This is a genomic window from Williamsia sp. Y844, assembly GCF_056786475.1.
In genome coordinates, this window is the sequence record NZ_JBXCJB010000001.1 from 957,888 (window position 1) to 979,790 (window position 21,903).

The window sequence follows — 21,903 nt, forward strand, 5'->3', positions numbered from 1 at the left end:
CGTGAAAGACGACCTCGTCAACAATTTCTTTTCCAACCCCAGTGATAGCGAAAAGACGGAAACATTCTGTAGCAGGCTAACCCGCTCAGCAGGCTCACACGTTTTCGATACCAACGTGTTACCGCGATTGCGGCCTTAGGTGCCGGCAATCGAATAGATCCGGAACTGGGCGCCCCCATTGGGGCCGTGGATGGTCATTACCAGAGTGGCGAAGCCGGCGCCATCTTCCCAGAAGGTGGGATACCGCACATTGATGGAATCGAGCTCACCGAGTCCGGAAGGCTTGGGCGCCAGAATGTATCGCACACCTTCGCGTGCCGGATCGTTGAGTTTGGTAAAAAAGTCGTAGTCACTGCGCACCACAAACTGCTTCGGGTGTTCCGACCACAGCCACATGCGCGAGAGACCAAAGGTGTCGACGAGGATCGACCCTTCAGGCAGATTCTGCGCGTCGAACCAACGGACGGTATTCCTGGAGACTTCGCCGAACCAGTAGAACCAATACTCCGACTTTGGATATTGCTCAGGCCAGAATGCCGAACGTAATCCGTACTCTTCTTTACCTATCGCCGGGTTGAGCATCGATTTCCACGTCACAGGCACCGAGGTGACCAACACCGCGGCCATGAGCAACGTCGCCCACGCTGACGGTCGCCGCCACCGCGACGACTTGGCGGGGGCCCGAGCGCCCGGCGGACGCCAGGTACACATCAACGCCACCACGACCAGAGGAATGGCACCCATGAAGAACCTGAACCAGCCGAACGTCGATCCCGACAGGATGGCGTACGACTGGAAGGTGAGCACCGAACCGAACACCGCGAGTGGCGCTGCCGCCTGGAGCGTCCGATTTCGAATAGAGAAGGCCACCACCGCAATCCCGACCACCAGTATCAGCGGTTCGGTGCCGAAAAGGTTCGCAGCAATAGCCTTCAGGAGCGGGCCGTACCCAGTGCTCTCGGCCGAGACGATACCGGCCGCCTCCACCTGGGCCGCGTTGCCGTACTGCGAGGTGAACTGGGCAAACAGCGAACCGTCCAACATCCAGCCAATCAGCGCCCACAGCACAAAGGCACCGGCCAACGGGAAGGCGACGATAACGACGTCGTGAACAGCAAGTGCGGCAGCAGTTTTCGCTGTCCGTCCAGCTCTATGTTGTCGCAGCACCGACACACCGAACACCAGAATGGCGACGGCCGCACCGGCTACCACTGCCTCGTAACGCGTCAGATACGCCAAACCCAACGCGATGCCGGCCCAGGTGAGATCGTCGACGCGTGCTGTTCGCATCCACTGCAGCAACCGCCGGCATGCCCACAGCAACAGAAAGAAGAACGGCGCCTCACTCATACCCGACCCGGCGTACAGGATGACCATCGGGTTCAGCGCAAAGGCCGCTATCGCAAGCCATCTCGCGACCGTCGGGACGTGGCAGTCGAGTCCGATCCGGCGTACCTGCCAGACTGCACCCGCCATGAACAGCGCGCTCATCACGGCGCCGGCGAAGCCCACCGTCTTCAACTCCGGCCACCACGCGCTCAGCGGCAACAGCGGTATCTCAACGAGACTGGGCAGAGGATTCCACACGAAGCCGATGGCGCCCAGGTGAGGATCACGACTCATGATCGTGTACCCGGCATTACCTACCCGACTGCTGGCATCGGGGTTGATGAACCCGACCACCAGATAGAGGTAGTAACCCACCGCGAGGTATGCCCCGGCGCTGAACACGAACACCGCGAGACCCCAGCGCTTTTCGGTCCGCTTACGCAACTGGGCACGCTGACCGATGTCGACCGGTTCGGCTTCACCGACCGAGGCCGGCGCGATCAGTTCAACTGTCATGATCCGCGGTGGTCGGGTCTGCAGCGGTGGAGCGGCGCCGCCGGAAGACCAACAACACTCCGGCCATTGCCCCGACACCTATTCCGACCGCCACAGCGACCCAAACCCACACAGTCCAGCCGTCTCCCACGTCGGGACCCGAAGCCCCCAGCCCGTCGCTGTGGACGGTCAGCACCGTCGGTACTCCACCGAGACCCGCCACCAGGACATCGCCGGTCAGGTTGCCCAACCCGCTTTCGAGGGAGTCGAGGTACCCGAACAGGGGGTCGACCAATGCCCAGTCACCGGACGTCGTCACCACGACCAGCGTCCGATTGCCTTGCGCGTACGACTGGATACTGCCGAGTCCGCTCGGGATCTGCGCAACAATCGCTGCCGGCACGTCGATGGTGGTGGTCTCCCCCACCGCGTCGATCGGTGGATGCAACCCCGCTGCGGTGACCGACTCGGCCGACGCCACGATCAGCGCGCCCGAGCCACTGTGTGCTGCCTTGTCCAGATCGACGACGATGGGCCGCAAGATCTCCGGCGACAACCGTTGTACCGCGGCGACCATGTCTGCCGCATGGGTGAGAGTGTTCGGGTCGGAATCGTCGGTCGCCACCTGGAATGTGGGTGCCCACGCCAGAGGCAACGCCGAGAAACCTCCGACCGCCTCATCCCGCGTGTGGGCCGTGGCCGTCGAATTCGGCTCGACCTCGAAGGTCAACGGCACGGTCCGCGGGTTGCACGCGCCGGGTGCCGGCTCGTACGAAACCACCATCGCCAACTCTGCACTGGAAGCCACTCGTTGTGCCGGAATGGTGAACTGCGCGTGCAGCCTCCCGCTCTCTCCAAGGGCTGCCGAGTAGATTGTCTGCCCGTCGGCCTGCACCAGCACCGTGGACTTTTCACTCTTCTGCACCGGCGTGTAGATGGCCCGAAGATCAACATCGACCGTGCCGGGGTTACTCAATGCGAAGACCGCGGGATCGAACCCGGTGTTGAGAGTCGCCTGACCGAGGACAGATACCTTGAGGTTCTGCGAAAAGTGCTCAAACATCACGGTGTTCGAGCCCTGCACCGATGACGCATCAACGGAGTCGACAGCCACAGAGGGGACTTGCGCCAGAGACAGCAGGCCGCTGGTGAACAGTTCCACCTGCTTCGCCAATGTCTCGTTTTCTCCGGTTATCGCCAGATACGGCGCGCCACCGTTCGGATTCAGCGTTACTGCACCAGCTACGGAGTCCCGGACCACGATGGTTCGTGAGAAGTTGCCGAAGGCCGCCCGCGGCGGCTCGGCGGTGCGACCGAGTGCCCGCACCGAGATGTCGATCGGGGTCGGACGGTAGTGATTGGTCAGCGCTGCAACAAGACTCAGAGCTGCCTGCTTTTCGGCGACGGTCGGCGCCGGGTCTACGTACACCACGGCGTTCGGCAGTATCGATGGAAAGAACTGCTGCACCGTCGTCGGAAGCACCTGCCCGCCCGTAAACCTCACAGCCAGGTTGCTCAACGTCAACTGCGGGATCGGGCCGCAGACCTGGTCGCCAGCAGTCGAACGAAGGACCAGCCTGATCATGGCGGCATGATCCCGCACAGGTACTGCCGAGATGTCAATATCGAACGGAGTCGCCTGCAACGCAGCATCTGCCGCGGGCACCGGTATCGCACCGATGAGTTGTCCATCACCGCCCTGGATCTCGACATAGCCGTTGTCGACGTTGACCGCCGGTTGCAATTGCCCGGTCAGTCTCGTCGGCTGGACACCGTCGGGAGCGGGAATCGTCACTGTCTGAGGTGCATTGATCGCACCGAACGACACCGTTGATCCCATCCCCAATTGCCGCCAACCCAAAGTGGTGCTGACGCCGGGCTCATCACCGGGAGCACCCCACGCCGGCCCAACACCTGACACCAGGCCGACCACGACCAGGAGTCCTCCACACAATCGACGCAACGTTGTCACTTCTTGTCCACTTTCTTCGAAGACAGCCCGTGGACCGTCTTCTCCCAATACGAAGGTTTGTAAGCGATTTGCAGCAGCCCTTTCACAGCGGCGAACGACTGCAGGATCCAGTACGCGGGCACCAACAGCGCCGCGACCAGCAGATACGGCTTCTCTCGTGCGCGTGTCGAGATGATGCCCAGCAGGATGGTCAACAAGTTGCCGACGGTGAACATCAGCAGACAGACGTAGTAGATCGGGCCGGGAAAAAGGTTCAGCATGAAGTCCGGGTGCCCGGCGAACCAGACGAGCAGCGACGCCCAGAACCCGAGATTCAACACATTGGCAACCGGCATGCCGATCGTCAGATTCGCGATCCGCAACAGCGGCACGAAACCGACCTGTTGGTAGAGCGACAGCGGACGGCGGGCGTGTACCAAGAACGTCTGTACGTATCCCTTGTACCAACGAGAGCGTTGCCGAATCCAGTTCACCACATCGGGATTCGCTTCCTCCTCGGTCAGCGAGTCGAGCACCAGTGTCCGATACCCGTGCCGGCCGAGCCGGATACCGAGGTCGGCATCTTCGGTGACGTTGTAGGCGTCCCATCCGCCAAGAGCCCGCAACACCGAGGTCCGGATGTGGTTGGACGTACCACCCAGGGGAATGATGCAGTTTGATTCGCTCAGCGCCGACAGCATGTACGAGAACCACTGGTCGTACTCGATCGCAAACCACTTCGTGAGCAGGTTGTCACGTTCGTTGTAGTACCCCAGCCGCGCTTGAATCGACGCGACGTCCGCCGGACTGTGCGCAAATACCCATGCCGCCCTGCGCAATTGGAGCGGATCCGGAACGTCTTCGGCATCGTAGATGGTGACGTACTCGCTGCGATCGAGGTCCAGGGCCATCGCATAGTTGCAGGCTTTGGGTTTGGTCCTGGGCTCACTCGGTGGCACGAGCACCTTGGTCACACCCGGCAGTTCAGCGGCTTCGTAGGCGGTGATCGTGGCCTTGTCGTCGGCCTCCAGCACCAGGAAGATGTCGAGTTTATCTGCCGGATAGTCGAGTTGGCCCACGCCCTCGACCAGTGTCTGCACGATCTCGGGTTCGTCGTATACCGGCAACAGGACCGTGTACCGCGGGAGATCCTCGTCGGGTATCGCCCGCGCAACCTCGTCGGAAACCTGCACCACGCCCTTGCCGTAGAGGCCACGCAGAAGCAGAACAGTCTTGTCGACGGTGGAGACGAGAAAGTAGATCGACGCGAGCGATGCAACACAGCTCACCGTCAGCCGCCAACTCAGGATCGTCGCAACCACAACGACGACCAGCACGACTGCGCCACCGATCTGCTGACCACCTGTGAACGGGCGGCGCGCCGAGAACTCATCGGCGAGCGGTGCGGTACGGGGGTCCTCGAATGTCGCAGTCATTCACGGTCCTTCGCAGATTCAACGATGATCTCGGCCATGTCGGTCAGCTGGGGTTCGAGTGTCGTTCGAGTGCCCTGCTGCGATGTGGGGGCGATCATCAGCCACTCGATGGGGTCCACCACCGTGTTGGCGTAGTTCAGCGATGCCGGTTCGGGCACGTTGTCGGGGGCACCATCCTCACGGGAGCCCAATAGGTACACAGCCTGATAGTGCGTATCCGAGCCAACTTTGGTGCGCCAGAGCCAGTAACGAGATGCCCACAACGATTGCCCCGGCTTGGTGACCGTCTCGAGCTCGTTGCTCAGTTCGCCGAACTGCGTGATCTCACGACCGTCACTCTGATACCCCTCCCCGAGCACCACCGGCGGTGCCGACGAATACCAGATGCCGCGCCGGAAACTGGAGAACCGGCCGAGCTGGGGGCTGGAGAACACATCAAGGAACGCCACCTCGCCATCGATTTCCACCCGGCGGCGGACCACCGACCCGTCGTCACCCAAGAATCTCGGACCCCACTCGAACGTCTGAGGTTCACCGACAACGACTCCGCTGCTCGTCAGAGCATCGATCCAATCGGGTTGGGCCCACATCAGGCGGTCCGAATCGGGCAGGTCGAGCGGACGTGGTCCGGTCGCCAGGACCACGAACGCCAGGGTGAACGCCACGATGATGGAAAGACTCGAACGCTGCGGCAGGGAGATCCTGGTCGGGACGTGAGCTCGCCGCGCCACCAACGCGATCACAAGGACGGTGCCCACAGCAGTTGGTGTCAGATAGACGACCGGTGCCGGCTGTTCTCTCAGCAACCAGGTGGCCACGATCCCGATAGCCAGGAACGCCGGCGGCACCGCCCACTGCAATGCCGAACCACGCAATGCCAAGAACGCAGCCATCGCGCCGTGAAAGACGGTCAACGCCCCGAAAGCGAAGGTGGTTCCACCCAAGATCGCTCCGAACAACAGAAAGTTTGGCGGAAAGCAGATCGCAACAAAGACCCAGGTCAGATAGTCACGGACGACACGGCGTATTCCGAACGCCACGATGGACACACAGAAGATCCAGATGAGCGGTGCAATCACATCGGCATGCCAGAACGCTGCCACCGCCGGAAGCCTGGGTATTGCCGCGCTGGCGCAGACGATACCGATGACGCCGACCACCACCGCAACGATCCGGTCGAACTCCCCGTCGTTGATCTCTTTGCCGCGCGGAGTCCGGTCGAGGCTGTAAGTGATCATCACCGACCAAATCGGACAAAAGAACAAATACGCCACGGGCGATCCCGCGAGCATCATCTCCAGATTCGATGTCCACACGGGCCAGAAGGCAATGACGGTGGTACCGACAGTCACGACCACTCGCGTGTTGAAAGAATAATCGCGAGGGCGCCCGACGGCCGACAGAAATCTCGACAATTGCTGACGCGGCGGCGGAGATGGTGGCGAAGGTGCGCTCGAGTGATAAACGTCCGGAGAATCTATCGTCACTGCGATTTCCCCGAAACAAGCTTATTCGACAGACGGAAACCAATTTCACGATCGTCAGACACACCGCGAATCAACTGCAATGTTGACACTCCCGTGCATTTGACCACGACATTTACCTCTTCACTCGACCAATTCTCCATCAATTCACACACGAATTGACACGGTGTGTCAATTCGTGTCGGACGAGGGACTTAAACCCCGAGTGGTGAAGTAGCGCAGCCACTTCCGTTCGTGAATGTGACGATCAGAAAAGTGTGATCGTGTCGATCATTACTGCATTTCGCACTCCAGGATGCCATGACAATTCCAGTTCGCGAGGTCGATCTCGATATTCGTCCAAATTGCAGAAGAGTCCCCACAGAAACGTGGTTAAAGATTTGCATTCGGTAGTTCACATTCCCTGACGACAAACCAAGCGCGGGACTCCGTGGAGACGCTGACCGCCACCGGGAATCCTCGGTGGCCGGGGCGGACAACTCGACGACCCGCATCTCTCACAGAGAGAACGCGCATCCTGGCCCCGTGAAGCCGCGCAGCAAACCGAACGACATCGGGAACCCGCCGCACCCAGCGACACGAACAGGTCAAAGTATCCGAATCGCGAACCCCGCAGGTAGCACCTCAGGCGCACGAAAAGGTCGGGGTTAAGTCGCCGCGATTATTTCGGAATGCGGGCGATTTCACTCACACATGGGTCATCATATCTACGGTTCAACTTCTCGCGGTCGAGGTATTTGTGTTCGATAAACGTCCGCGAGGCATTACGAGCCACTTACACTATACGAAAGGAACACACATGTCATCAGATCTCATCCCATTCATTCAGTACGTCGGCACCCTCGTCGAGTACTTCGTCACTTCGTTCATTGGCTCGCTCGGAAGTTCATAACCACGTGATCGGCGGTCGGATCCCGGACAATTTCCGGGTCCGACCGCCGCCTCCGTCGCGCGACCGCCAATTTGATATTGGCCACGACACCATCGGCAGCCTCCTACAGGCCCGCCCTACGCCAGTCACCTCCCCCACGCGAACCCGCTGGAGCGGCTAGACGCCACTCGCGGTGAATCGTCCCGTGCACCATTCGAGCGTCTTCGCTCAACGCAGACGCTCCCCCGTGGCGGCGATGGCCATCGATCTCGAAGAAGTCGCAATTCCCTGCGTGCCCGAAGAGGTCCCGCCCCGGGACGGGTGTGGCCATCAGAACCCTTCCCGAAGAACTTGCGGATGTCTGGAGTGGCGCCCATTCGCCCGCAGTCACAGTTCGAGTGATCCAATTCACACAAATTGAATGGCGATCGTCAAGGTGGCTAATTTCCTACCCGCGAAGGCGGGGCCGCCGGGGATATATGAATCTAAAGATCATCAAACATTGACTCTAACGATCAGTATTGAATCTAATACTCGCAAATGCTGCAATAATTCGAGAATATAGAAACTCGATTTACATTCTTTTAGTTAGGGACCAAAGTCCCAACCAGACGTAGCCCAAACAGCTTCACCTGCCTGAAATCATGCGCATCAATGGCAAGTAAAGCTGCAGTACACGGTACTGTCTGGTGGTGTGCAGGGGCGCAGAAAAGCGCGCCGGCCAGCAGACTTGATTTCGGGAGAAATATCCGAGATCCGCGCTCCCACTTCGTCGTTCCCCCTGGGATCGGCACGTGAAGAGCAACAACGAACCCACCAAAATATCGCTAGAGATCAGCGCTGGAATGCGCATGCCTCGGCGTGGCGCTGAAAGGAATTCAAAAAGTGGATTACCCCAGGAAAGACATTGTTGCCGTCGTCGGTCTCGGTTATGTGGGCCTGCCCACAGCAATGTCATTGGTGGCCGCCGGGCATCGTGTTGTCGGTTTCGACGTCGCGGTGCAGCGTCTGACGAACATTGCAGCGGCTGACGTCGACCTCCCCCAGGACGACCTGGCGCGCCTGCGCACTGACGTAGGGTCCGGGCACCTCGAACTCACCTTGGACGCTGACCGGCTCCGGGACGCCGACACCGTGATCGTTTGCGTCCCCACTCCTGTCGACGAGAGCCAAGCTCCCGATCTGTCAGCCCTGCACGCTGCTTGTAGCACCGTCGTCGCCCAGGCCCACCCAGGTCAGACCATCGTTCTGACCTCCACAACCTATGTCGGCTGCACCCGTGAACTGCTGGTCGGCCCGCTGAGCGACCGCGGCATGACCGTCGGCGACGACATCTTTGTTGCGTTCTCGCCCGAACGGATCGACCCGGGCGTCGTCGGACACGAACCGACCGCCACCCCCCGCGTCATCGGTGGGGTCACCCCCGCGTGCACCCATCGCGCGTCCGAAGTGCTCTCCTCGACCGCGGCCAGGCTTCACGAGGTGTCGTCCCCCGAGGTCGCGGAGATGGCCAAGCTTCTCGAAAACACCTTCCGCGCAGTCAACATCGCCTTCGTCAACGAGTTCGCCGAAGCCGCCGAATCGCTGGGACTGCCGATTACCGAGGTCATCGATGCCGCCGCGACCAAGCCCTACGGCTTCATGAAGTTCACCCCGGGCCCCGGCGTCGGCGGGCATTGCATCCCCTGCGATCCGCACTACCTGCTCTGGCAGTTGCGGCGCGGCCGCCACAGCGCCCCGATCACCGAAGCGGCGATGGCAGGCATCGTTCAGCGTCCGGCAGCAATCGTGAACAAGGTGCGGACCCGACTTGCCGACCTGGGCAAACCGCTCAAGGGCGCGCGCGTGCACATCGTCGGGGTGGCCTACAAACCTGGCGTGGCCGACGTTCGCGAGTCACCGGCCCTGGAGATCATGGCCGACATGATCCGCGCCGGCGCACTCGTGACGTACTCCGATGCGTTTGTCCCGTCGGTCACGATCGATGGGCAACGGATCCCACCGTCATCCGTCGAAGCCGCCGAATCGTCCGATCTGATCCTCGTCCACACCATTCACCCCGGTGAGACCGACTGGTGGACGGCTCATTCCGAGGCGAACGGCCGACCGCACGTACTCGATGTCACCTACCGATCCCAGCCGCGCCTCATCGCGGACGTGCACTGAAGCGATGGTCCTCGATCATTCGACTCGGTCCACTCCCCGGACCGGGTCAGGACAAACGTGGGCGCCACCGGACGGCTCTGCCGCTCAAATCGACGCAGAACGTTGGGGCGCACCACGAGCGACTCATCGCTGGTTCGACAACTGGGACCCCCACGTCCGTCGGGCCACCAAGATGCTCATCGCGGTCATCGCTCTCACCCCGCTGTTTGCGCTGCTCGCGCGCCAGTTCCCTGAGATCGTCTTCGACCCGTGGATCATGCTCTATGGGTTCTTCGTGTTGTCGTCGACGATCTACGCCTTCACTCTCGCGTATGCCCGCTACGAGGATCCGGCCGAGTCCCGGCACTCCAACCACGTTGCACCCTTGAGCTTTCCACCGCTCGACGCGGTTCCTACGGTGAGCTTCCTGGTCGCGATCAAGGATGAGCGGGACGTCATCGAACGGTGCGTACGGTCGATGGTCGAATCGGACTATCCGGACCTCGAGGTCATCGTCGTCGACGACGCGTCCACCGATGGCACCACTGAGATCCTTCGGCAACTGAGAACCGAGTTGGACTTCACCCTGATCGAACTCGAGCAGAACGTCGGTAAGAAGAACGCACTGGTCCGTGGCGCCGAAGTCGCGCGCGGCGACGTCATCGGATTCACCGACTCCGACTGCGTCCTGGCACCAGATGCCCTGCGGCGCTGCGTCGCGGCGCTGGTATCCGAGGCAGATCTCGGTGCTGTCTCCGGACATGCGCGTGCACTCAACGCCGACTCGACACTCCTGACCAAGATCCAGGACACGTGGTACGAGGGATCCTTCCGGGTTGTCAAGGCGGCCGAGGCGTCGGTCGGATCCGTGACATGCGTGTCCGGACCCCTGGCCGTCTTCCGGCGCGACGCCATCTGGAACTACCTGCCGGCGTGGGCAAATGACCGCTTCCTCGGTGGTGAGTTCAAATTCGCCACCGACCGCCAGCTCACCGGTTACGTACTCGGTCAAAAGTGGCGTGGGCAGGCACTCAAGAGTCAGTACCCCGACTCTTCTTTCGTCACCGATGTCGACTATCCCGAACGCAAGTGGCGGGTGGGGTACGTCCGATCCGCCAAGGTCTGGACGGTGGTACCCGAGTCCACGAAGGCCTTCTTCAAGCAGCAGGTGCGCTGGAAGAAGAGCTTCATCCGCAACCTGTGCTTCTCGGGAACATTCATGTGGCGGCGCGGTATTCAGGCCTCGATCCTTTATTACGGCCATGCACTGTGGGTTGCCGCTGCCCCGCTGATGGCGATTCGGCACATGATCTGGGCGCCGATCAACGGTCTGTGGTTGCTCACAGCCCTGTACCTGGCAGGCATCTTCATCAAGGGCTGCGCGTGGGCACTCGCCTTTGCAATCGACAATCCCAATTCGACGCGCTGGCGCTACCGCCCATTGATGGGGCTCATCTCTACGCTCTGTCTGTCCTGGCTACTCCCCTACTCATTGCTGACGATTCGTCGCAGCATCTGGTCGAGGTCACTGTGAGTCTGAAGTCCCGAAAGCTCCTGCGCGCCATCCTCACCGTCGCGTTTGTTGTTCTCGCCCTCGTTGTGTACGTCTTTGTCTTGAGCCGGGGCACGCTGCTATGAAGTTGCTGGATCGGAACCCCGAAGCACACGAGCGGGCGGCGATCACCCGATCCCGCGGAGCCGCGCTCATGCCCGAACTCGGACCGGCCGCTCGGCGAGGCCATGTGGGCCAACGTCTCTCGGCGGTCGGACTTCGGGTACTTGCAGTGGTGATCGTGCTGTCATTGGTGGCCGCTGCCGTCGGCCTGTGGTGGTGGCAGACCTACCTCGGCTCCCGGGAGGACACTGCCGCACCGGCATTCAACACCGAAGACACCCAGGCGTTCAGCGGGTGGGCAGCAGAGAACGCGGCGCGTGGAGAGTCCGGCTTCGGCGCCGCCCCCATCGTCCTGACTTACCACGACATCAGCCCCGACCCCGAGGCCGGACGATATGTGATCAGTCCCGAAGCCTTTGCCTCGCAGATGAAGATGCTGCGCGATGCCGGCTATCGCACATTGGCCGGCTCGCAATACAGCGACTACCTCCAGGGCGTCTACACACCGCCGGAACAGTCGGTGGTAATCACGTTCGACGATGGCACGTCCGGCCTGTACAAGTATGCCGACACCATCCTGCAAGACAACGGCTTCACCGCTATCAGCTTCCTCATCACAGCATCGGTCAGCACCAAACGCCCGTACTACCTGACCTGGCAACAGGTCGATCGAATGCGCGACTCCGGCCGGTGGTCCTTCCAATCCCACACAGACAGCCTCCACTACCGCACGTCCGTCGAGGGGCAGCAACTTCCCGCCATGGCAGCTCTCGAGACCCAGAACGGCCAAGTCGAAACCGGTGAACACTTCGGCGAGCGGATGCGCGACGACATCAACGCATCCGACGCACAGTTCGCCGACCACGGATTGTCTGCGCCGACATTGTTCTCCTATCCGTTCTCGGCGCCGAGTTCTCGGATAGCAAACGACGCCGTGGGGATCTCATCGCAAGTCTTCGCAGCCCACTACGTCGCCGCGTTCACCAACCACGGTCACGCCATCGCGCCGGCGCCGGTCTCCTCCCAACAGGCGACCCCGCTCGAACGCCTCGAGGTCACGCGCGGTGAGTCGGCCCGCGCCCTGTTCGAGCGTCTTCGCTCAGCGCAGACGCTCCCCGTGGCGCCGATGGATCCGGTCGCGGTCGATGACAGCTGGCTCGAACCCGGGCGTCACTACCGGGGTCCGATCCATGACAACGAACTGCCCGCCGGCATTGTCCGGTTCGATGCCGACACACTCACCTACACCGAAGCACTGTGGGCGGCGCAGCGGACCGACCAGTGGACCGACTACACACTCACGGCGACGGCCATCGACCTCGACCAACGCAGCTCCGTCGGTCTGCGGGTCCGGACCGGATCCGGCCCCGATCAGTCGGTCCGTCTGATGGTCGGTCCCGACCGGGCCACGATCACCGACAGCGCCGAACGCGTGGTCGACGCCCAGACACTGCAGGCCGGCAATACGCACTTTGTCCGAATCACAGTGTCGGCGCGGGAGACAATCGTCTGGGTTGACGGCAACCGTGTTGCGACGGTCCCATCCGACGATGGACGGGGCGGCTTCAGCGTCATCGGCAGTCGCAACACCTCAGCACAGCCCTTTGCGGCGTGGACCGACGTGCGGATCTCCCAGCTGACACCGCGCCAATAGCACCAGTCGCCGATTCCCTACAACCGGATTGCACGTGACGATCAGTTTCACCCTTCGAGCTCCGCGCTGTCGAACACGCGTGCACACGACGCACTGAACGACGTATGCGAAATTGTCTGATTCGAACTTGTCTACAGAATCTGACGCACCGAAATTGATTTGAAAAGCGGTAGTCCGAACACTTGAACTTCCACCGCATCGACCGGAGTCGAACAACGAGTGTCACGTTCATATAAGAACTTAAGCAACATCATTACCGAGGCTACCTAATTAAGGTTCGCAGACGCCGAACTCGGAGGTATCCAAGGAGACTCAAAACCAACGGGTATGTGCCACAGCAACTCTGGAAGACATCGACCGCCACCCCACCCTCGTCGTGTTCAGCCCAATCACTCGAACCAGCGAGTCCTATTGAATACAGCTCGATACCCGAAATCAGTTGCGAATCATTGGGTCATCGTCTGTTCGAATCTCGTTTGCACTAACTGAAACGGTTAACGTTGGCAGCGATTTAACGATGAAATTGGCGAGCACGAAAAAAGTGGCATCGCAAGAAGGAGAGCTATGGTTCGGACCATCGGGATCACAGCGATCGGACCTGCGCCAACCCCGCTTCGGTTGTCCAAGACCCAGCCCCACGATCCCCACTAAGACGAGGACCGAATGAAAGTTCTCGTCTATCCACACCTCATGGAGATCGGTGGAAGCCAACTCAACGCACTGGAGCTGGCCGACGGCGTGTCCAAGGCCGGCCACGACGTGACCGTGTTCGCACCGGACGGCGATCTCTACCCATTGGCCGAATCCATGGATTTCACGTTGGTCAGAGCACCGACCACTGGTCGATGGCCCTCCATCAAGAACATGAGACGCCTGGATGAGTTGGTGATCGCCGAAGGTTTCGATGTGCTCCACGGCTACGAGTGGGGAGCTGCCGTTGACATCTGCCTCGGTCCTCATCGCACCCGGTCGACGCCGATGGTGACCACCATCCTGTCAATGGATGTCCCAGATTTTCTGCCGCGCCATACACCGATGATCGTCGGCACGCGGGAGCTCCTCCTCGGTCAACAAGGCCGTCGGGAGCAAACGCACCTGATCGAACCCCCAATCGATACCGACTCCAATCGCTCCGGTGCCGACACCGACATCACCCGTGCGAAGTTTGGCTTCGAAAAGGCCGACATCGTCGTCGCTGTGGTCTGCCGATTGACCACCGACCTCACCAAACTGGAGGGCGTGCTGCAATCTGTTGCCGTCATCGGCAAACTCGCAGAACGCTATCCGATCCGACTACTGATCATCGGTGACGGCGAAGGTCTCGCAGCGGTTCGCGCTCACGCCGAGACAGTCAACCAGGGCCATGTCCGCCCCGTCGTTGTCGTGACAGGAGGCGTACTCGATCCTCGACCGGGATATGCCGCCGCGGACATCGTCATCGGCATGGGTAGCTCCGCACTCAAGGGCATGTCTTTCAGCAAGCCGTTGATCGTTCAAGGTGCGTCGGGATTCTGGAAGGTTCTCGAGCCCGAGACCCTCGAGACCTTTCTGCAGACCGGTTGGTTCGGACATGGCGGAAGGGGCGAAGTCGATCTCAACGACGCGCTCGAGCGATTGCTTTCCGATCAATCTGAGCGCGAGTCACTCGGCGCCTTCGGTCGGACCGTTGTTACCTCGCGGTTCAGCCTCCGAAGCGCGATCGAACGACAACTGTCCATCTACGAATCAGCGATGGAGAACAAGCCCGGTCGCACCCAGATCAGACTCGAAGTCCGCAGAACCGCGCGTGAAGTGGCCAAGTTCAAGGCCGTTCTCGCGTGGCGACAAAGAGTTGGAACGAGCCCGACCCACAAGCACGCCACACAGACACTCGACCGACAGGCCGTGTCGTGAGTACCGGCCTTGGCCAGTCGATCCGGCGCGGCCTGATCTGGAGCACCGCAAGTGCGATGACCCTGCGCATGGGCAGCCTCGTGCTCGGTATCGCACTCGCGCGTCTCCTCTCTCCTGAGGAGTTCGGCGTCTATGCCGTCGCGCTGACCGTCCAGACCATACTCATAACGCTGGTCGACCTCGGACTGACAGCAGACCTGATCCGAACCCGCGATCCCGCGCGCAGGGCTCCAACGGCCGCGACGCTGGGCCTTGTCGTCGGAGCGGTGCTTGCCGGTTCCATGGCACTCGCCGGCAACGCGATTGCAGATATCTTCAAGTCGCCGAGCGCGGGGCCCGTCGTCATGGTGATGTCCTTGACGCTACTCATCTCCGGTGCAAGCCTGGTGCCCACCGCAACGCTGCAACGTAACTTCGAACAGAAGAAATTGTTCGGGGCGAGCGCACTCGACTTCGTGGTGGGCACCTCGATCACAGTTGTTCTCGTCCTGCTCGGCATAGGCCCCATGTCACTCGCGATCGGGCGGATATCAGCCCAGATTTGTTCGACAATCGCGCTGTTCATACTCTCTCGAACCCGACCGAAGTTCGGTTTCGATCGTTCCGAAGCCGGCCCAGCGCTACGTTTCGGGATCCCGGTCGCCGCTGCAAACCTGCTCTCGTGGGCCCTGCTGAACATCGACAATCTCGCAATCGCTCGCATCTCGGGCGAGGAAGCCCTGGGCTTCTACGTGCTGGCTTTCAACATCGCGAGCTGGCCGATGAGCGCGATAGGTCAAGCCGTCCGATCCGTTTCGTTGCCGGCGTTCTCACAGATCGCCCTGCGCAACGAGGAAGACGACGGCCGCACAGCGAGTAGAGATCACAGCCTGGCGACTGCCACGACGTTCGCATGGGCGGCAGGTGTCCCCGCAGGAGCATTGTTGGCCGCTTTGTCCATCCCACTGATCGAGTTCCTCTATGGCGGTCGCTGGCTACCGTCCGCCGGAGTTCTGGCAGCACTTGGCTTCTTCGGATCACTGCGCGTTCTCTTCGACATGATGGCGACCTACCTCATGGCCCGAGGTGCCGCCCGGCCGGTCTTCTGGGTTCAGGTCCTGTGGATGATCACCTTGATACCGGCTGTGATCATGGGCGTCCACTACGGCGGCATCGAAGGTGCCGCGTATGCGCACATCGCGACCGGAATAGTCTTCGTCCTACCTGCCTACTTGTTCGCCGCCAACCAAATCGGGGCGGACGTGCGTGCCGTGGCCCGAGCGCTCATCCCCCCGATCCTGGCCGCTATTCCGAGTTGGTTTGTCGCACAATATGTCTCAGATCGCATCGACAGCCCCTTCTTGGCGATGTCCATCGGCGGTTTGGCGTTTGTGCTCATCTACGTGATTTTCATCCATCGCTGGGTCCTACAGACGTGGCGTTCGAGTGCGGGGGCATTGTCATGAACCGACCAGTGCAGTCAGCGGACGCACTCACACACCGCCGGCGTGTGAAACCGGAAGTTTCCCAGCAGCGATTCACGCGCGTCTCCGTAGTCATTCCCTGCTACAACTACGCACGCTTTCTGCCCTTTGCCGTCGCAAGCGCACTCGACCAGCAGGAGGTAGATGTCGAAGTCATCATCGTCGATGACGCATCGACAGACGACAGCCTCTCTGTTGCAAGGTCATTGGCTGCATCCAACCCCGCTGTGCGAGTACTGCACCATGCGCACAATCGTGGTCCGGTGGCCACGTTCAATGACGGGCTGGAAGCGGTGTCCGGCGAATACATCGTCCGGCTCGACGCCGACGACATGCTCACCCCCGGATCACTGTCCAGGTCAGTTGCACTGGCGAATGCGTTTCCGTCAGTTGGGATTGTCTACGGACACCCGGTCCACTTCACCGAGGTGCTGTCAAGTGATCGACATGGTCGTAGTTGGGGCAGACCGATCAGCATCCCGCCCGGGAGTATGCCCGTCCATGTCTCGACAGTCCGTTCTTGGACAGTCTGGCCTGGGCGAATGTGGCTCCGAGATCGTTGTCAGACCGGACTGAACGTGATCACCTCACCGGAGGCCCTCATGCGAGCCTCGGTGGTTGACAAGGTCGGAGGCCAAAAGAATCTGCCACACACCCATGACATGGAGATGTGGCTACGGATTGCCTCGGTCTCCGACGTCGGACATGTCGACGGCGCCGACCAGGCCTGGCACCGCGAGCACCCGGACAGCCTCTCGCGCGCGTTGTCGGGACCTGTCGATCAATGGCGTGCCCAGCAGGTGGCTTTCGACGCCCTCTTCGAGGATGCCACGGGAGAAGAACCCGAGATGGTGGAGCTACAAGCCATTTCGCGACGTGCGGTCGCCACCGCGGCACTTCGAGAAGCCTGCCACGCCTACGACCGAGGGCGGGCGATTCCCGAAAACGTCGCCATCGCCGAAACCTACGCTGCGTCCCTGCTCCCTGGATTCGACGAGCTCCCGGCGTGGCGTGGTCTACAACGACGAAAAGCCCTGCAGCGGTTCGCGCCGGTTCACTGGACGCCCTACGCCGGGATCGGGGCCGCGCGTGGTGTCGTCTTCGAATACCGCGCATTGAGATGGAAGAAGTACGGCGTATGAGCAACCACAGCGACACAACCACCGCGGTCCGCCGCCGAGTGGCCCAGATCTCCACCATGGTTCAGCAGCGCGACTTCCAGGACATCGCACGTCGTGTCTCCCGTCGCGCATACCTCGCGACCGGTGCCAAGTCACTCGAATTCCCGTTGGCCGCTGATGACGTGTGCGATTCACGCACCGTGATGTGGCAACTTCCCGACGTCCCACCAGCCACCGGCTCACGTTTGACCATTGGCTGGGTTATGTGCCCGCCTTCCGGTGGCTCGGGAGGCCACACCACCATTTTTCGTATGGTCGAGGCGCTCGAGGCCGCGGGGCACGATTGCGTCATCTACCTCTACGAGCGAAGTAGCACTCCAATCGGGTTCCACGAGGCGGTGATTCGGCGACATTGGCCTGATATACGCGCCACTGTGGTCGATATCGCCGACGGGGTCACAGGCTGCGACGCCTACGTCGCGACGTCCTGGGAGACAGCGCATGTCTTGGCGCGCCGGGGGCGCGCCGCGCCTGGTCCACGCCTCTACTTCGTCCAGGACTACGAGCCGTTCTTCTACCCACGAGGATCTGAATCTGCATTGGCAGAGGACACCTATCGATTCGGGTTTCGATGCATCACAGTCGGGCGAATGGTGGCCGACCTGCTACAGCAGCATTGTCACGCCGATACGCTCGAATTCAGCTGTGACACTTCGGTTTACTCGCTCGGCCGCGGACATATCCGAACTGGTGTCGTGCTGTACGCCCGGCCCGACACCCCCCGCAGGGGTACGGCGCTGGCAATGCTCGCACTCGAACAGTTTCACCGAATGCATCCAGAACAGGCCATTCACGTGTTCGGCGACATTCCCGAATCGCTGCCCTTCCCGATCACGAAGCACGCGCGGGTCAGCCCACGGGCGCTGGCAAACCTGTACAACGAGACGCTCGGTGGACTCGCGATGTCGTTCACCAACATCTCACTGGTTGTCGAAGAGATGCTCGCCTGCGGCGCGATTCCCGTCGTCAACGATTCGCCCTACGCACGCGCCGACATGCCGAGCACTGCGGTCCGCTGGGCGACACCCACCCCATCGGCAATCGCCGATGAGTTGAGTGCCGTTGTCACAGAGCCCGATCCACAAGAACAGGCCGCTGCCGCGGCGGCCACCATCCGACAAGACAACTGGAAGTCGGCGAAATCCCAGCTGGTCTCCATCGTCGAGAGCGAGGTCTACGCATGACCGATCTGAACGGGAACCAAGTGAATCACGTCGGCAAGATCGACCATGTCCTGCTCACCCGCTTCAACCTTCCGTCCGAAGGCCGCGAGCAGCGCATCAGACTCGAAAAGGGTTGGCTGACCGAACGGTGGGACCTCTTCACCCGGTACTGCTTTCCCGCTGTCGCCAACCAGACCAACCAGAACTTCTCATGGATCATCTATTTCGATCCGGAGACACCGCAGTGGCTTCGCGACGCGATCGGTGAAGTCAACTCCAAGGAGTTGTTCACGCCCATCTATCGGGCAACCGTGAACCGTGAGCAACTGTTCGCCGACATCGCGCACGTCACCGGCGGAAGTGGCGATCTGGTGATCACGACAAATCTCGACAACGACGACGGGCTCGCGCGCGACTTCGTCGCAAGGCTGCAGTCAGCCCCGGACGACAGCGCCCGGTGTGCCATCTATTTGACCAACGGACTCATTCGGAAAGACGCGAAGCTCTACCGCCGAACGGATCGTCACAACGCCTTCTGTTCGGTCAGCGAGAGCTGGGTTCAGCCTCAGGGGTGCTGGTCCAATTGGCACAATCTGCTGGCCGCTGACCTGCCGTTGATCGAACTGGACGGCGCCCCCGGATGGTTGCAAGTGATTCACGGACGCAATGTCAGCAATCGAGTCCGCGGGCGTCTGGTGTCACCGACAGGGTTCACCACAGAGTTTCCAGGACTCATCGATGACATCCCCGAACCGACGATGCTCGCGCGCGTTTACGACTTGACGGTTCAGAACATGGCCCGGGCCCTCTACGAGAGCGCACGCGCGGCGCTCAAAGCAATCGCGGTCCGACTCTTCGGTCATCGCGGAATGGATGTTGCTCGCGACAAGGCAGAACGAGTCTTGGTCCGCGTGCGTCCGTCGTCTCGGCACGACCACACAAAGCAAGCGGAAATCTCATCATGATCGCTCTCGGCAAGGGGAAGTAATGGATCTCTTCGATGTTGGTCGCGCATGCGCCCGCAGATGGTATGTGACACTGCCCGCGCTGTTGCTGGCCGTACTCCTCGCCGGCTTCTCGTACGTATCCGTCGAAACCCGATATTTCGGAACGACAGTTCTCGGTATCGCTCCGGCAGTGGCCCCGGGCAGCCCGCAGGCCGGCCTACCGGCAAACGGACTCATGGACTCGGGCGGTATCAGTCTCGTTTCAAATCTCGTGGCACTCGGTCTTCAAGACGAATTGGTGCGCGCAGGAATCAGCGAGCAGGGCGGCCTACCGGACTACGTGACAGCGGTCTACACCGTGCCAGGAGGCCAACTACCGCTCGTCACCGTCGACGTCACCGGTCCGAACCCAGAGGAAGTCAACAAAACCCTGGAACTAGTGACACAGCAAGCGGCGACGACCCTGCAGCAAATCCAAGACAACGCCGGTGTCGTCGCCGTCAGTCAGGCCAGAACGTACCGAGTTCGTCCCCCCACCGCGCCCGAGCCCCGCAAACCCGGACGAGCCCGGAACACCGTGGCGATCTTTGTCATCGGCGCAGGTTTGTCGGTCCTGCTCGGTGTCGGCGCCGATGTCATCATCAAGCGGTCCCGGGATCGCAAGCGGTCCGAACAGGACTCTGACGCCGAGGACTCGCCCGAACCCACAGACGAAGGTGTCGGGTCGCCGGTCGGTGCCCCCGAAGACCACGCCCAGTCGCCGATGCCGGACCAACCCGACCCGAGCAACGTCCAGACATCCGGCCATCCCGATCCCGTTCCCGATCCCGATCCCCGCCACGATCAGTTAGCAGACGAACCCGCGAAGGTTGAGCTCGTACGCGCCGACACACGTTCCCGATGACCGCTGAACTCGCTGCACGGACAGACACGTCGCGCGCACACACCACCATTCCCTGGATCCCGGCGATCCTGTGTGTTGTGGTACCCGTAATCCCCTCCGTCTCGGTGATTCCCGGCCCACTGCGTGGGCACGGATCCCCTGCGAGGTTGCTGGCATACATCTGTCTGGCCCTTGTCGTGGTCGGTTTCATCAAGGCGCGGGGCAGCAGAAAGGGGGGCGCAGCAGCACCGAATACCGGAGCGCTGCTGATGCTGGGATTTCTACTGCTGCAGTTACTCACGTATGTCGTCGGCTCACTCGAAGTCGGCAATGCGGTGGTCGAATCGAGCAAGACACGAACAGCCTTGATCACCCTCGCCGATGCCGGAATTGCCCTCTACATCATCCAGTCGGTACGCACGGCCCGCGACCGATCAATCGTCCTTGGTGCTCTGGTGTCAGGCCTCGCGTTCGCGTGCGCGGTAGGTGTCCTGCAGGGGACGACGCCATTCGATTTTCGATTCGCCCTGGTACCACCCGGATTCGTGTCCAATCTCGAAGCGGCCGGGCTCGACGCACGAGGGGATGCCGTCCGGGTGCTCGGAACGTCTGATCATGCAATCGAATTCGCGGTCATCGCGGCCGTCACAGTCCCGCTCGCCATGCACTTCGCGCGGTACGCCACGACACCGATTCGACGCCAGCTGAGCACGATCTCCTGCGTCCTTGCCTTCATGGCGGTCCCACTGGCGGTGTCCAGAACCGGAGTGGTCGCCATCATTGCTGCGGTGCTGATCTACGCATTCTCGATGAACATGCGACTTCTCGGTAACGCACTGATCGCCGGTACCGGGATCCTGCTGTTCTACAAAATCGCCTTTCCTGGACCGCTCAATTCATTGTTCGCCACGATCACCGGGTCAGGCACTGATTCAAGCGTTCTCAGTCGTACCGAGGACTACGCCGCGGTCGCTGAACAGTTCAACAAGGATCCGTGGTTCGGGCTCGGACTCGGGGCGTACCCACCCACCGAATACCGGTTCCTGGACAACCAATGGTTGCAGGCAATGGTGCAGGGTGGTCTTGTTGGGCTGACCGCGATGATCTTGCTCACCATCGGCGCTGTCATCGGAATCACAACCGGGCTCCGCACGACGACAGACAGAAAAGAGCGAGATCAGGTCTACGCGATCGGAGCGTCAGTCGTCGGACTGCTCGCTTCGTCTGCGACGTTCGACATGTTCACATTCCAGCAGTCGACCTTCATCTTGTTCATACTTTACGGATTGCTGTGGGCCAGTAGGTCGAACAGCAGCGCCAAAGCCACTCCCTGAACGGGCCTCTGACCGCACACCATCAACGTGTGGTGGTGTGCCGGGACCCTCAACGTCAC

14 protein-coding genes are annotated in these 21,903 nt (G+C 61.2%); 10 read left to right on the forward strand and 4 right to left on the reverse strand.

Going from position 1 to position 21,903, the window contains the following annotated elements; all coding sequences use genetic code 11:
• Window positions 1-135 precede the first annotated feature (135 nt).
• The 4 genes from AC1TQG_RS04235 to AC1TQG_RS04250 are packed head-to-tail and all read right to left on the reverse strand — an operon-like array spanning window position 136 to window position 6,563.
• A complete protein-coding gene (locus tag AC1TQG_RS04235) occupies window positions 136-1,845 on the reverse strand; it encodes a hypothetical protein (RefSeq protein WP_482135680.1) in 1,710 nt (569 codons plus the stop codon).
• Window positions 1,835-3,796, reverse strand: coding sequence for a cellulose biosynthesis cyclic di-GMP-binding regulatory protein BcsB (locus tag AC1TQG_RS04240; RefSeq protein ID WP_482135681.1), 1,962 nt, complete (start codon window positions 3,794-3,796; stop codon window positions 1,835-1,837). Before AC1TQG_RS04240 ends, AC1TQG_RS04235 begins: the two co-directional genes overlap by 11 nt.
• Window positions 3,793-5,211 (reverse strand): glycosyltransferase family 2 protein, encoded by a 1,419-nt coding sequence (locus tag AC1TQG_RS04245; RefSeq protein WP_482135682.1) that lies wholly within the window; start codon window positions 5,209-5,211, stop codon window positions 3,793-3,795. Before AC1TQG_RS04245 ends, AC1TQG_RS04240 begins: the two co-directional genes overlap by 4 nt.
• On the reverse strand, window positions 5,208-6,563 hold the full coding sequence (locus AC1TQG_RS04250) for a hypothetical protein (RefSeq protein ID WP_482135683.1): 1,356 nt from the start codon (window positions 6,561-6,563) through the stop codon (window positions 5,208-5,210). Before AC1TQG_RS04250 ends, AC1TQG_RS04245 begins: the two co-directional genes overlap by 4 nt.
• A gap of 1,888 nt (window positions 6,564-8,451) precedes the next feature.
• Between AC1TQG_RS04250 and AC1TQG_RS04255 the strand changes: the two genes are divergently transcribed.
• The 10 genes from AC1TQG_RS04255 to AC1TQG_RS04300 all read left to right on the forward strand — a co-directional run bounded on the left by AC1TQG_RS04255 (window position 8,452) and on the right by AC1TQG_RS04300 (window position 21,844).
• Window positions 8,452-9,732, forward strand: coding sequence for a nucleotide sugar dehydrogenase (locus AC1TQG_RS04255; RefSeq protein ID WP_482135684.1), 1,281 nt, complete (start codon window positions 8,452-8,454; stop codon window positions 9,730-9,732).
• Window positions 9,733-9,736: 4 nt separating this feature from the next.
• Complete coding sequence (locus tag AC1TQG_RS04260) at window positions 9,737-11,245, forward strand: glycosyltransferase family 2 protein (protein ID WP_482135685.1); 1,509 nt, start codon at window positions 9,737-9,739, stop codon at window positions 11,243-11,245.
• Between the two features lie 100 nt (window positions 11,246-11,345).
• The gene (locus tag AC1TQG_RS04265; RefSeq protein WP_482135686.1) at window positions 11,346-12,980 is read left to right on the forward strand and encodes a polysaccharide deacetylase family protein; all 1,635 of its coding nucleotides are present in this window, start codon (window positions 11,346-11,348) and stop codon (window positions 12,978-12,980) included.
• 663 nt (window positions 12,981-13,643) lie between these two features.
• Window positions 13,644-14,873, forward strand: a complete 1,230-nt coding sequence (locus AC1TQG_RS04270) for a glycosyltransferase family 4 protein (protein ID WP_482135687.1) — start codon at window positions 13,644-13,646, stop codon at window positions 14,871-14,873.
• Window positions 14,870-16,318 carry a lipopolysaccharide biosynthesis protein gene (locus tag AC1TQG_RS04275; protein WP_482135688.1) on the forward strand — a complete coding sequence of 483 codons (1,449 nt, stop codon included), beginning with the start codon at window positions 14,870-14,872 and terminating at the stop codon, window positions 16,316-16,318. Before AC1TQG_RS04270 ends, AC1TQG_RS04275 begins: the two co-directional genes overlap by 4 nt.
• 44 nt (window positions 16,319-16,362) lie before the next feature.
• Complete coding sequence (locus AC1TQG_RS04280) at window positions 16,363-17,478, forward strand: glycosyltransferase family 2 protein (protein ID WP_482135689.1); 1,116 nt, start codon at window positions 16,363-16,365, stop codon at window positions 17,476-17,478.
• Window positions 17,475-18,701, forward strand: coding sequence for a rhamnosyltransferase WsaF family glycosyltransferase (locus AC1TQG_RS04285; RefSeq protein ID WP_482135690.1), 1,227 nt, complete (start codon window positions 17,475-17,477; stop codon window positions 18,699-18,701). The genes AC1TQG_RS04280 and AC1TQG_RS04285 overlap by 4 nt, the downstream gene beginning before the upstream one ends.
• Window positions 18,698-19,645, forward strand: coding sequence for a glycosyltransferase (locus AC1TQG_RS04290; RefSeq protein WP_482135691.1), 948 nt, complete (start codon window positions 18,698-18,700; stop codon window positions 19,643-19,645). The genes AC1TQG_RS04285 and AC1TQG_RS04290 overlap by 4 nt, the downstream gene beginning before the upstream one ends.
• Before the next feature lie 22 nt (window positions 19,646-19,667).
• Window positions 19,668-20,531: a YveK family protein gene (locus AC1TQG_RS04295; RefSeq protein ID WP_482135692.1), complete on the forward strand. Its 864-nt coding sequence runs from the start codon at window positions 19,668-19,670 to the stop codon at window positions 20,529-20,531.
• A complete protein-coding gene (locus AC1TQG_RS04300) occupies window positions 20,528-21,844 on the forward strand; it encodes an O-antigen ligase family protein (RefSeq protein WP_482135693.1) in 1,317 nt (438 codons plus the stop codon). Before AC1TQG_RS04295 ends, AC1TQG_RS04300 begins: the two co-directional genes overlap by 4 nt.
• The last annotated feature ends 59 nt before the right edge of the window (window positions 21,845-21,903 follow it).

What these genes read in the sequence shown, in the direction of transcription:
- AC1TQG_RS04235 (WP_482135680.1), bottom strand. Translation starts at nt 1,845, where the DNA reads ATGACAGTTGAACTGATCGCGCCGGCCTCGGTCGGTGAAGCCGAACCG.
- AC1TQG_RS04245 (WP_482135682.1), bottom strand. Translation starts at nt 5,211, where the DNA reads ATGACTGCGACATTCGAGGACCCCCGTACCGCACCGCTCGCCGATGAG.
- AC1TQG_RS04260 (WP_482135685.1), top strand. Translation starts at nt 9,737, where the DNA reads ATGGTCCTCGATCATTCGACTCGGTCCACTCCCCGGACCGGGTCAGGA.
- AC1TQG_RS04265 (WP_482135686.1), top strand. Translation starts at nt 11,346, where the DNA reads ATGAAGTTGCTGGATCGGAACCCCGAAGCACACGAGCGGGCGGCGATC.
- AC1TQG_RS04270 (WP_482135687.1), top strand. Translation starts at nt 13,644, where the DNA reads ATGAAAGTTCTCGTCTATCCACACCTCATGGAGATCGGTGGAAGCCAA.
- AC1TQG_RS04285 (WP_482135690.1), top strand. Translation starts at nt 17,475, where the DNA reads ATGAGCAACCACAGCGACACAACCACCGCGGTCCGCCGCCGAGTGGCC.
- AC1TQG_RS04290 (WP_482135691.1), top strand. Translation starts at nt 18,698, where the DNA reads ATGACCGATCTGAACGGGAACCAAGTGAATCACGTCGGCAAGATCGAC.
- AC1TQG_RS04295 (WP_482135692.1), top strand. Translation starts at nt 19,668, where the DNA reads ATGGATCTCTTCGATGTTGGTCGCGCATGCGCCCGCAGATGGTATGTG.
- AC1TQG_RS04300 (WP_482135693.1), top strand. Translation starts at nt 20,528, where the DNA reads ATGACCGCTGAACTCGCTGCACGGACAGACACGTCGCGCGCACACACC.